The following is an 11,612-nucleotide window of genomic DNA, read 5'->3' on the forward strand; positions in this document are numbered from 1 at the left end:
GTGGTCGCCGGCACAGCGGCCCGCGCTTCGGCCCGCCCGGCGCCCCGTTCGGCCCCGGCGGTTTCGGTCCGGGCGGCCCCGGCTTCGGTCCCGGCCCGCGCGGATTCGGCCGCCGCGGCCGGCGGACCAACCGCGGCGACGTCCGCGCCGCCGTCCTCGCGCTGGTCGCGGAGCAGCCGCGGCACGGCTACGAGATCATCCAGGAGATCGCGGCGCGCACCGACGGGGCCTGGAAGCCCAGCCCCGGCTCGGTCTACCCGACGCTCTCGCAGCTCGAGGACGAGGGCCTGGTCCGCGTCGAGCAGACCGACGGCCGCCGCGTCGTCCAGCTCACCGACGCCGGCACGACCTACGTCGCCGAGCACCGCGAGGAGCTCGACAAGGTCTGGGAGTCCGCGGTGCGCGACCCCGACGACGACACCGCCGAGCTCTGGACCCAGCTGGGTCAGCTGCATGCGGCGGCACAGCAGGTGATGGCCACCGGCACGCCCGAGCAGATGCACACGGCGACCGAGGCGATCACCGAGGCGCGCAAGGCGATCTACCGCCTGCTCGCCGAGTGACGCACCCCTGAGACGACGCACCCTGAGACGACGAGGGCCCCGACCGCGGTCGGGGCCCTCGTCGGCGTGCGTCAGCAGTCGCGCAGCTCCGGGCTCTGGTTGAGCACCTGGCCGCGCGGCGAGACGAACTCCCGGTACACCGTCGAGTCGACGGCGGCCGGGGCGAACGCGGCGACGCGATGGCAGTTCTGGAACGCCAGGGTGACGCCGAAGTGCCGTTCCATGGCGCCGCGGATGGCGTTGCTGGCCAGGGCCCGCAGCAGCTGGCCGCGCTCGGCCTCCGACGGCGGGGGCACCTCGTGCTCGCCGAACGGGGCCTCGGGACGCGCCTGCCCGTCGGCGACGGCCGCGGACACGACCTCCCAGGCATAGGGCAGGGAGCCGCGGACCACCGCGAGGAACGCGGCGTCGTCGAGCTCGCCGCGTTCGGCGCTCTCGAGGACGGCGGTGGGGACGTCGAGCGACATGGGGATCTCCTCGTTGTTGTCGGCGTTGCGTGTCGGCGTTGCGTGTCGGACGTCAGGCGGGGACCGGGGCACCCGGCACGAAACCGGGCGCGACCTGGGCGGCCAGGTCGACACCCGTGGCGCGGTCGCCCCAGGCCCTGGCGTTGCGCAGGTGGAACTCGACGGTGTCGCGGTGGTAGGCCGCCCAGTCCCGGGAGCGGGCGTCGAGGGCGGCGAGGACGTCGGCGAGCACCGCGGCGTTGGCGGGTTCGAGTGCGGCCACCGGGTGCGGCTCCCCGCGCTCGGCGGCGCGCACCCAGGGCGAGCGGGTCAGCCAGCCCAGCAGCGCGTCGCCCGCGTGCTCGCGCAGGTAGGCGACGTCGGCATCGTCGTCGACCTTGTTGCCCAGCACCGCGAGGGCGACACCGCGACCGGCGGCGTGCGCGGCGTACTGGTGGTAGACCCCGACGCCGCGCCGCGTCGGCTCGCTGACGAGCACGGTCAGGTCGAAGCGGGTGAACAGGCCGGAGGCGAACGCGTCGGCGCCCGCGGTCATGTCGACGACGACGTACTCCCCCGGGCCGTCGAGCAGGTGGTTGAGCCACAGCTCCACCGCACCGGTCTTGGAGTGGTAGCAGGACACGCCGATGTCCGCCTCGTCGAACTCGCCGGTGACGAGGTAGCGCACGCCGTCGGGCGTCGTCGCCGCACAGCGGGCGAGCACCTCGTCGTGGGCGTCGAGGCCGACCATCCGGGAGCCGGGTCCGGGCGGCGTCGTCTTGATCATCGCGTCGGCGGACGCGACCAGCGGGTTGTCGCCGCGCAGATGGTCCTTGAGCCAGGTCAGGTCGGCGCCGAGCGGGCACGGCTGTGGTCCCCGCGCGCCGAGGGCCTCGCCCAGGTTCTGGTTGATGTCGGCGTCGACGGCGAGCACGGGATGCCCCCGATGGGCCAGCAGCCGGCTGAACATCGCCGCGGCCGTCGTCTTCCCGCTACCGCCCTTGCCCACGAACGCGATCCGCACCTGTGTCCTCCCGGTCCTTCGACTGAACACGGTAACGGTATCGGTTTTCACTTACGGGTGATCATTCCGGGGTCCCCGGGGTCGGCGCAGGATTCACCACGGATCGTTGTGAATCGACGACAACTCGGTGTTTCCCCTCACATCCCGCGGGGCCATAGCGTCGGGGTCCGCCGAGGACGAGGAGGTCCCGTTTGCGACTGGTCACCTATCGCCGGGCAGCGGCCGCCCCGCGCGTCGGGGTGCTGACGGAGGACCGGGTCGTCGACCTGCCCGGGTTCGCCTCCATGCAGGAACTGCTCGAGCGCGGCCCCACCGGCATCGACGAGGCGCGCGCCGCCGCGCAGGCCGCCACGACCACGCACCCGCTCGCCGAGGTCACGCTGCTCGCGCCGCTCCCCCGGCCGCGCACCATGCGCGACTTCATGCTCGTCGAGGAACACGTGCGCAACAGCTTCGGCGACGTCCCGGAGGAGTGGTTCCGCATCCCGGTGCACTGGAAGTGCAACCCCGACACCGTGATCGGCCCCGACGTCGAGGCGCCGTGGCCCTACTACACCGACAAGCTCGACTACGAGCTCGAGGTGGCCGCGGTCATCGGCGCCCCGCTCTTCCGGGCGAGCGTGGAGGAGGCCGCGGCGGCCATCGCCGGCTACACGATCTTCAACGACTGGAGCGCGCGCGACATCCAGTTCCGCGAGATGTCCGTCGGCATCGGCCCGGCGTTCGGCAAGGACTTCGCGACGACGCTGGGACCCTGCCTCACCACCGCCGACGCGTTCGACGCCACCGGCGCCCGGATGCGCGCGCGGGTCAACGGCGAGACGTGGTCGGAGGGCTCGATCGGCGCGATGCGCTTCTCGTTCCCCGAGGTCATCGCGACGCTGTCGGAGTACCAGCCGCTGCACCCCGGCGACGTGCTCGGCGGTGGCACCGCCGGGCGCGGCTGCGGCCTGGAGCTCGACCGTTGGATCCGCCCCGGTGACGTCGTCGAGCTGGAGGTCGACGGCATCGGGGTGCTGCGCAACACCGTCGGGCAGCCGGACGCGCCCGGCGCCCGCACCGTCGATCTGAGAAGGCCGACCGAGGAACAGGAGGAGGTCCCGTGACCGAGGTGATCCTGCAGGTGTACCCGTCGCTCGGCGACGAGGCGGCGATGGCCGCCCAGCGGCCGATCGGCCGCAACAACGACGCGTACCAGAAGATGCTGGCCGGGCTGATCGAGGTCTGCCAGGCCGCCGACGACCTGGGCTACTGGGGCATCACCCACGTCGAGCACCACATGCACAGCGAGGGCATGGAGATCTCCCCCGCCCCGCTCATGCTCAACGTGCACCTCGGGCACTACACGAAGCGGCTGCGGCACGGCCAGCTCGGCCTCGTGCTGCCCGCGCACGACCCGATCCGCCTCGCCGAGGAGATCGCGATCGCCGACCACATGCTGCAGGGCAGGCTGTTCGTCGGCATGGCGCGCGGCTACCAGGCGCGCTGGCAGAACATCCTCGGGCAGCGCTTCAACGTCACCAGCACCGCGTCGGACCAGAGCGAGGCCGACCAGCGCAACCGGCTGCTGTTCAGCGAGAACTTCGCGATCATGAAGAAGGCCTGGACCGAGGACCTGCTCACCTACGACGGCCCGACCTACAAGATCCCCTACCCGGTCGAGGGCATCCCCAACTGGCCGCCGGCCGCGACGATCACCGGCAAGTACGGCGTCCCCGGCGAGGTCGACGAGAACGGCACGGTCAAGGGCGTCGGCATCGTCCCGAAGCCGTACACGAGCCCGCACCCGCAGCTGTTCCAGGCGTTCGGCGCGAGCCCCGGGACGCTGCGCTGGTGCGGCGAGGAGGACGTCACCCCGACGATCCTCATGGGCTCGATGACCAAGCTGCGCGCGCTGATGGAGATCTACCAGGAGGGCGCCGCCTCACGCGGCCGCCATCCCCGCTTCGGCGAGGGCATCGGCGTGTGCCGCACGTTCTACGTCTTCCCCAACGGGACGCCGCAGGACGAGGTCGACGCGAAGATCCGGCGCAGCGTCGAGCTCTACGAGGAGCCGGTGTGGCGCGGCTGGTACGAGCAGTTCGGGTTCATGGAGGGCAGCCGCCTCGACGACGAGGAGGGCCCCGTGCCGAAGCCGGGCGAGCACCTCGCCGACCGGCTGATCAACAGCGGGCTGCTCATCGGCGGGACCGTCGACCAGGTGAAGCGGCGCATCGAGGAGTTCCTCACGGACCTGCCGATCGACTACTTCGTGTGGCTCTTCCACTGGGGGATGATCCCCCGCGACGAGGGCCTGCGGATGCTCGAGCTGTTCGGCGAGCAGATCATGCCGGAGTTCGGGATCACGGGGGCGCCGGCGACGGTCGCCGGGGGCGGCGCATGACCGGGCGACCCCGAGCGGACCAACGGCACGGCGCCCGCGTGCAGTGCCGACCGGGCTCCGGTGAGGGGGCGCGATGAGTACTCCGCGCTCCCGCGCGGCGGGGATGCCGGACCCGAGCGTGCAGGACCTCGGCAAGGGCTTCCACGTGTTCGTCCAGCTCGACGGCAGCTGGGGGCTCAACAACGTCGGCATCTTCGCGGGCCGCGACGGGGTGATCCTCGTCGACACCACGTTCACCGAAGGGCGGGCCCGCGCGCTGCGGGCCGCGGTGACCGAGCTGTCGCCGCACCCGATCCGCACTGTCCTCAACACCCATCACCACGGCGACCACACGTACGGGAACTACCTGTTCCCCGAGGCGACGATCATCGGCCACGAGCTGTGCCGCTCGGCGACCATCGCGACGGGGTTCGAGACGAAGAAGTGGTTCCCCGACGTGGACTGGGGCGACATCCGGATCGTCCCGCCCGCGGTGACCTTCCGCGACGAGCTCACGCTCTGGTGCGACGACGTCCCCGCGACGGTGAGGTTCGTCGGGCCGGCGCACACGACGAACGACGTCTACATGTGGGTGCCGGAGCACTCGCTGCTGTTCGCGGGCGACCTGGTGTTCAACGGCGGGACCCCGTTCGTCGTCATGGGGTCGATCTCGGGGCTGCTGCGCGCGCTCGACGAGCTCGACGGGCTCGGCGCGCACACGGTCGTGCCCGGGCACGGGGCCGTCGGCGGGCCGGAGGTGGTCGGCCACCAGCGCGACTACCTGCTGTGGCTGCAGGACGTCGCGCAGCGGGGGTTCGACGCGGGCACGGAGCCGCTGGACCTCGCCCGCAGCGTCGACCTGGGCACGTTCGCGCGGCTCACCGACTCCGAACGGCTGGTGGGCAACCTCCACCGCGCCTACTCCGAGCTGCGCGGCGAGCCGCTCGGCGGGCCGCTGGACTACGACCGGATCGTCGACGAGATGGTCGCGTTCAACGACGGGCAGCCCCTGCACTGCGTCGCCTGAGGGCTCGTGGGTGGCGTCACCGGTCGTGTCCGGTGACGCCACCCACGAGCCGCGACGCGGCCCAGCCCTCGCGCTCGGCGACGTCGAGCGCGAGGGCCCGGAAGTTCTGCACCGCGGGGCCGGCGACACTGCGCCAGAACAGGTGCACGGGAACGGCGGGGGCCGGCTCGACCGGCCGCCACACGAACCCGTCGGGCACCGGGTGGAACTGGGTCTCGAACGCCACCGAGAAGGCCCGGCCGCAGGCCACCTCGGTGCGCGCGGCCGGGTCGGTGTGGAACACCCCTGAGGACAGGTACTCGAACTCCAGGATCGGGCCGTCGAACCCGTTGAACCGGTAGAAGCCGACGACCTCGTCGAAGAAGCCCGGTGACAGCGTCCGCGGCCAGATCGTCAGCGTCATCGACGCGAGCGCCGCCAACGGCACCGGCGACTCGTCGGCCAGCGCGTGGTCGGCGGCGAGGATGACGCCGATCTTCTCGTGGCGCAGCGTCGCGCACTCCAGGTCGCCCGAGAGCGTCGGGCAGCGGGCGAGTCCGACGTCGAACCGGCCGGCCTTGACCGCCGCGACCCCCTCGGCCTGCCACATCTCGCACATCTGCAACGTCACGTCCGGATGCCGGCGGTGCAGCTCGGCCACCAGCAGCGGCAGCGTCTCGTCGGCGAGGGTCGGGGTGAAGGAGATCGCGAGCAGCCCGGCCTCGCCGGCCGCGGTCCGCCGGGTCCGCTCGAACGCCGTCGAGACCGCGTCGAGGATGCCGCGGGCGTGGTCGAGCAGCTCGCGGCCGGCCTCGGTGAGCTCGACGTTGCGGGTGGTGCGCCGCAGCAGCTGCACGCCGAGCTCGTCCTCGAGCTGGCGGATCTGGGTCGACAGCGCCTGCTGGACGACGTTGAGCCGCTTCGCGGCGCGCGAGAAGTGCAGCTCCTCCGCGACGGCGACGAAGGCGCGCAGATGCCGGAGCTCGGCGTGCCCGCTCACATGTCCGATTCTGACCGTCGCGACCGGTCCCTGGCCAGGCCTGCCGGACCTCGCCGCCCGACCGATCCTCGTGAGCGGGGCGTGCGGGGCCTGGCCGTGCGGGCTTCGTCCGTCGTTCGTCGGCGAACCCCTGGGCGAGATCCCCCGCCGGGCGCCAAGATGGTTCGGACACGCATCCGCGGAAGACCACACAGGACGCACGGGGAGTCGAGCATGAAGATCGGGATGGTCGGGCTGGGCCGCATGGGCGCCAACATGGTGCGGCGGCTGCTGCGCGACGGGCACGAGTGCGTCGTCCACGACGTCTCACCGGACGCGGTGAAGCAGCTGGAGTCCGAGGGCGCCATCGGCGCGGGGTCGCTGGCCGAGCTCGTCGCCAAGCTCGAGGCACCGCGCACGGTGTGGCTCATGCTGCCCGCCGCGATCACCGGCCAGATCGTCGACCAGGTGCTGGAGCTCGTCGAGCCAGGGGACGCGATCGTCGACGGCGGCAACTCCTCCTACCGCGACGACATCGACCGGGCCGAGCTCACCGCGACCCGCGGCGTCGACTACGTCGACTGCGGCACCAGCGGCGGGGTCTGGGGCCTCGACCGCGGCTACTGCCTGATGATCGGCGGGCCCGACCGGGCCGTCGACCGGCTCGACCCGATCTTCGCGTCGCTGGCCCCGGGGGTCGGCGACGTCGCGCGCACCCCCGGCCGCACCGGCGAGCCGTCGCCGTCCGAGCACGGCTACCTGCACTGCGGGCCGTCGGGCGCCGGGCACTTCGTCAAGATGGTGCACAACGGCATCGAGTACGCGCTGATGGCCGCCTACGCCGAGGGCCTCAACATCATCAAGAACGCGGGGATCGGCAAGCACCCCCAGGAGATCGACGCGGAGACCGCGCCGCTGGCCGCACCGAAGTACTACCCGTTCGACCAGATCGACCTCGGCGAGGTCGCCGAGGTGTGGCGGCGCGGCTCGGTCGTCAGCTCGTGGCTGCTGGACCTGACGGCGGAGGCGCTGCACGCCGACCCGGAGCTCGAGCAGTTCTCCGGCCGCGTGTCCGACTCCGGCGAGGGCCGCTGGACCTCGATCGCCGCCATCGAGGAGGGTGTCTCCGCACCCCTGCTGACCACGGCGCTCTACGCCCGGTTCGGCTCCCGCGGCAGCGAGGTCTTCGCGGACAAGATCCAGTCGGCGCAGCGGAAGGGCTTCGGCGGGCACATCGAGAAGAAGGCATGAGCGCGCCCGTCCCCGGTGACGTCCTCGTCCTGTTCGGGATCAGCGGCGACCTGGCGCACAAGAAGATCCTGCCCGCGCTCTACCGGCTGACCGAGCGCGGCGAGCTGACCGTGCCGGTCGTCGGCGTCGCGTTGACCGACTGGGACACCGAGGTCCTGCGCAGCCACGCCGCCGACGCCGTGCGGGAGGCGATCGAGAAGGTCGACGACGATGTGCTGCAACGGTTCCTGGGCCTGCTGACGCTCGTCGCCGGTGACTACGCCGACGGGTCGACGTTCTCCCGGCTCGCCGACGAGGTCCGCGCGCGGGCCGAGCCCGACGACCCTTTCGTCGTGCACTACCTCGCGGTGCCCCCGAGCCTGTTCGGGACGGTCGCCGACGCGCTCGCGACGGTCGGCCTGCACCGGCGGGCGCGGCTCGTCGTCGAGAAGCCGTTCGGGCACGATCTCGCCTCGGCCCGCGCGCTCAACGCCGCGCTGGCCCGGCACTACACCGAGGACCAGGTCTTCCGCGTGGACCACTACCTCGGCAAGGAGTCCGTCGAGGACCTGTTGGTGCTGCGGTTCGCGAACACGGTCCTCGAGCCGCTGTGGAGCCGCACCTGGGTGGACCGCATCGAGATCACGATGGCGGAGAGCTTCGACGTCGCCGACCGGGGCTCGTTCTACGACGCCGTCGGCACGGTGCGCGACGTCGTGCAGAACCACCTGCTGCAGGTGCTGGCGTACCTGACGATGGAGGCGCCGCGCAGCGACGCCGCCGACGACCAGCGCGACGCCAAGCACGCGCTGCTCGCCTCGGTGCGGGCGATCGACCCGGCCGAGACCGTCCGCGGCCAGTACACGGGCTACCTCGATGTGCCCGGTGTCGCGCCGGGCTCGACGACGGAGACGTTCGTGTCGGTCGTCCTGCACATCGACGACTGGCGCTGGACCGGCGTGCCCGTGCACATCCGGGCGGGCAAGGCGCTGCCGGAGACGCTGCTGGAGATCGACGTCGTCCTGCAGGCCCCGCCACGGCCGCTGTTCACCGGCGTCGACGCCGGGACCCCGCCCGCCAACCGGATCCGGATCCGGCTGCAGCCCGACTCCGGCGTGACGTTCTTCGTGCTCGCCAAGCAGCCCGGCCAGGGCGACGTGGCCGTCGAGGTGCCGGTGTCGGTCGACCTGCGGCAGGTCCTCGGCCTCGCGCACGAGCCCTACGAGCGGATCTTCGGCGACGCGCTGGTGGGCGACCCCGCCCACTTCGCACGGTTCGACACGCTCGAGGAGGCCTGGCGCATCGTCGCGCCGATCCTGGATCCCGGCACGACGCCGCAGCCCTACGCCCCCGGCACCTGGGGGCCGGAGGGCGGGCCGGTCACGGCCGGAACCACAACGTCCACCGCGTGACGGGCAGGTAGCCGAGCTCCCGGTAGACCCCGGCGCCGGCGTCGCTGGCGATGAGGATCGCCGGGTCCGCCGGCGCGGCGGTCGTCGCCGCCCACGTGACCGCCGCGCCGACGCCGCGTCGCCGGAACCGCGGCAGCGTCGCGACCGCCTCGACGTCGACGACGCCGTGGCCGACGTGGGACAGCGCGCAGCCGGCGGGCTCGCCGTCGACCCGGGCCAGCCAGAACCTGCTCGTCCCGCCGAGCAGGCCGGCGGGCGCGGGTGAGGCGGGCGTCGGGTACCCGTCGGCGAGCACCCGGTCCCACACCTGCAGCAGGCCCGGGTCGGTCACCTCCTCGACGGTGACGTCCGGCCCCCGTGAGTGGCGACGGTCGCCGGAGCGACCATCGCCACTCACGACCGCCGGGGCGCCGGCGCGGCCCGCGGGCCGGACCATGAACGGCGGCTGGCCCATCAGCACCAGGCCCGCGGGGCGGAGATCGGCCGTCGGCAGGGGGCTGACCAGGAGGAACGACCGCCCTGGCGGGAAGAACGCCGCGATCCGCGCGGCCGCGCCGGCGTCGGGCGGTTCCGTCGCCACGGCGACGTTGAGGAACAGACAGGGCGAGGACGCGTCGGCGAGGACGAGGCCGGGCTCGCGCAGCGCCGTCCCGCCCGCCGCCCGGGCCCATGCGACCGCCCGGTCGCCCATGGCCCGCAGCGCGGCGAGCGTCAGGGTGTCGGTCGACGGGGTCGCGTCGTCGGTCCCGGTCCCGGTCCCGAGGGGCGACGAGGCGTCGGTGGTGGTCGCGGTGGTGGTGGTGATGCCGGTCGCGGTCACGGTGATCAGCCCTCCAGCCGGTAGAAGCGGAACATGGGGTCCTCGATCGGGAGGTCGACGACATCGGTGAAGCCGGCCTCGGCGGCGTAGCGGCGCAACGTCGCCGGGCGCATGACGGTGCCCGTCGCGGCCGACGGCTCGGTGCACCGGCCGACCGGCAGGCAGTGCAGCACGCTGGCCGCGTAGAACAGCCGGTCCAGCGGGCCGCCCGGCACGGCGAACTCGTCGGCGGCGTTCTCGTCCATGACGACGACGGGCCCGTGGGTGAGCCGGCGCGCGGTGCGCAGGGCGGCCACCGGGTCGGCGAGGTCGTGGATCATCTCGAAGGCCAGTACCCCGGCGTGGTCCCCGGTCAGTGCGGGATCGGTGACGTCGGCGACCACGAAGCGGACCCGGTCGGCGACGCCCGCCTCGGCCGCGTTGCGTCGTGCGGCCTCGACGGAGGCGGGGTCCACGTCGAAGGCGTCGACCGTCGCGGCCGGGAACCCCCGGGCCAGTGCGATGGCCGCCCAGCCGACGCCGCAGCCCAGCTCGGCGACGGACCCGCCCGCGCGCAGCGCTGCCTCGAGATCGGGGACGGCGGGCAGCCACTCGGACACGAGGCGGCCGGTGTAGGCGGCCCGGTTGAACCCGCCCTGCGCGTGGTGGACGCCGTAGTCGGCGTACGGCACACCCCCACCGGTCCGGTACGCGCGCTCCACCGCCGGCATGACGCGGCCGGCGGACTCCAGGAACCCGGCCAGCGGCAGGACGTTCGCCGGGCTGTCCGGGTCGAGCAGCACCGCCTCGGCGCCCATGGGCAGGGTGTAGCGGCGCTGGTCGGGCGCGGCGGCGGGGTCGTCGACGTCCAGGATCGCGGCCGTGGCCTGCTGCTCGCACCACTCTCGGACGTACCGGGCGTCGACGCCGGTGCGTGCGGCCAGCTCGGGCGCGGTGGCGGGCCCGGCGGCGAGGCCGCGGTAGAGCCCGAGGCGGTCCCCCAGGCCGATCGTGAGCAGCTCGAACGCGCCCAGCCCCGCCTCGAGGATCCGTCCCGCCAGCTGCTCGGCGACCTGGTCGGGGGTGTGCGGCGCGGTCGTCGTCATGTCGTCCTCCTCGGCTCGCTCTCCGTGCGGTCACCGGAGAGGCGCCAGATCGGACGTGGCGGTGCCACTCGGCGTGCTACAGCCGCCAGCGCACCTCGCGGTCGGGCGCGTAGCGGCAGAAGGTGCCCGTGCGGACCGACACCGTCAGGTGCCGGCCGAGGTCCGGGTGCGCGGCGTCGATGCGGGCCAGTGCCTGCCGGATCCGGTTGCCGACGGCCTTGCGCATCCGCTCGACGTCCGAGCCGGCCGTGCGTGGCCGGCCGCCGAGTCCGGTGACCGCGCCGAGCTCGGCGAGCAGTGCCTCGCGTTCGGCGACCGCCCGGGCGCGGCGCCCGTCGTCGTTGTCGTCGGCAGCGTCGTCGATCTCGGCGGCCAGCTGCCGCAGCCGGGCACGGTAGGCCTCGACGGCCGTCCGGTCGGCGAGCTCGACGGGTCTCGTCGCGACAGCGGCGCCGAGCGCGCCGGTGAGCTCGTGCACCGCGACCTCCCGGCCGGGTCGCGCCAGCAGGACCGCGAGGTCGCGCATGCCCTTGGAGTCGCGCAGCCGCACCTCGCGGCCCGCCCACCCGACCGTCCAGATCTCCCCGGCCCGCCGGAACACGGCCTCCCCCGACTCGACGGCCGCCGTGCCGTCCGCCGCCCTGCTGGCCGCCGCCCTGCCGTCCGCGCCCCTGTCATCCGACGC

11 protein-coding genes and 1 pseudogene are annotated in these 11,612 nt (G+C 73.4%); 6 read left to right on the forward strand and 6 right to left on the reverse strand.

The window, feature by feature from the left end; genetic code table 11:
• The coding region (locus PSD17_RS08045; RefSeq protein ID WP_339122290.1) for a PadR family transcriptional regulator at positions 1-563 on the forward strand (563 nt) is incomplete at its 5' end.
• A 71-nt stretch (positions 564-634) separates the two neighbouring features.
• Here PSD17_RS08045 and PSD17_RS08050 read toward each other — a convergent pair.
• Complete coding sequence (locus tag PSD17_RS08050; protein WP_013675988.1) at positions 635-1,030, reverse strand: SCO5389 family protein; 396 nt, start codon at positions 1,028-1,030, stop codon at positions 635-637.
• Positions 1,031-1,082: 52 nt separating this feature from the next.
• Positions 1,083-2,033 carry an ATP-binding protein gene (locus PSD17_RS08055; RefSeq protein ID WP_013675989.1) on the reverse strand — a complete coding sequence of 317 codons (951 nt, stop codon included), beginning with the start codon at positions 2,031-2,033 and terminating at the stop codon, positions 1,083-1,085.
• 191 nt (positions 2,034-2,224) lie between these two features.
• Between PSD17_RS08055 and PSD17_RS08060 the strand changes: the two genes are divergently transcribed.
• The 3 genes from PSD17_RS08060 (at position 2,225) to PSD17_RS08070 (ending at position 5,422) form a co-directional block, all read left to right on the forward strand.
• Positions 2,225-3,139, forward strand: a complete 915-nt coding sequence (locus PSD17_RS08060) for a fumarylacetoacetate hydrolase family protein (protein WP_013675990.1) — start codon at positions 2,225-2,227, stop codon at positions 3,137-3,139.
• Positions 3,136-4,416: an LLM class flavin-dependent oxidoreductase gene (locus PSD17_RS08065; protein ID WP_339122291.1), complete on the forward strand. Its 1,281-nt coding sequence runs from the start codon at positions 3,136-3,138 to the stop codon at positions 4,414-4,416. Before PSD17_RS08060 ends, PSD17_RS08065 begins: the two co-directional genes overlap by 4 nt.
• Positions 4,417-4,489: 73 nt before the next feature.
• Positions 4,490-5,422: an MBL fold metallo-hydrolase gene (locus PSD17_RS08070; protein WP_013675992.1), complete on the forward strand. Its 933-nt coding sequence runs from the start codon at positions 4,490-4,492 to the stop codon at positions 5,420-5,422.
• A gap of 16 nt (positions 5,423-5,438) precedes the next feature.
• On the opposite strand, the gene PSD17_RS08075 is transcribed toward PSD17_RS08070, so the two are convergent.
• Positions 5,439-6,401: a LysR family transcriptional regulator gene (locus tag PSD17_RS08075; protein ID WP_013675993.1), complete on the reverse strand. Its 963-nt coding sequence runs from the start codon at positions 6,399-6,401 to the stop codon at positions 5,439-5,441.
• A 213-nt stretch (positions 6,402-6,614) separates the two neighbouring features.
• On the opposite strand from PSD17_RS08075, the gene gnd reads away from it, so the two are divergent.
• Positions 6,615-7,631, forward strand: coding sequence for a phosphogluconate dehydrogenase (NAD(+)-dependent, decarboxylating) (gene gnd, locus PSD17_RS08080; RefSeq protein ID WP_013675994.1), 1,017 nt, complete (start codon positions 6,615-6,617; stop codon positions 7,629-7,631).
• Positions 7,628-9,022 (forward strand): glucose-6-phosphate dehydrogenase, encoded by a 1,395-nt coding sequence (zwf, locus tag PSD17_RS08085; RefSeq protein WP_339122292.1) that lies wholly within the window; start codon positions 7,628-7,630, stop codon positions 9,020-9,022. The genes gnd and zwf overlap by 4 nt, the downstream gene beginning before the upstream one ends.
• On the opposite strand, the gene PSD17_RS08090 is transcribed toward zwf, so the two are convergent.
• The 3 genes and pseudogenes from PSD17_RS08090 to PSD17_RS08100 form a co-directional block, all read right to left on the reverse strand.
• On the reverse strand, positions 8,991-9,842 hold the full coding sequence (locus PSD17_RS08090) for a GNAT family N-acetyltransferase (protein WP_339122293.1): 852 nt from the start codon (positions 9,840-9,842) through the stop codon (positions 8,991-8,993). The two genes, zwf and PSD17_RS08090, sit on opposite strands and share 32 nt — an antisense overlap.
• Positions 9,843-9,847: 5 nt before the next feature.
• On the reverse strand, positions 9,848-10,927 hold the full coding sequence (locus PSD17_RS08095; RefSeq protein WP_339122294.1) for a class I SAM-dependent methyltransferase: 1,080 nt from the start codon (positions 10,925-10,927) through the stop codon (positions 9,848-9,850).
• A 76-nt stretch (positions 10,928-11,003) separates the two neighbouring features.
• Positions 11,004-11,612 (reverse strand): annotated as a pseudogene (locus tag PSD17_RS08100) (ATPase); the annotation flags it as partial.

Source organism: Pseudonocardia sp. D17 (assembly GCF_036984265.1).
GTDB classification, from domain to species: domain Bacteria; phylum Actinomycetota; class Actinomycetes; order Mycobacteriales; family Pseudonocardiaceae; genus Pseudonocardia; species Pseudonocardia benzenivorans.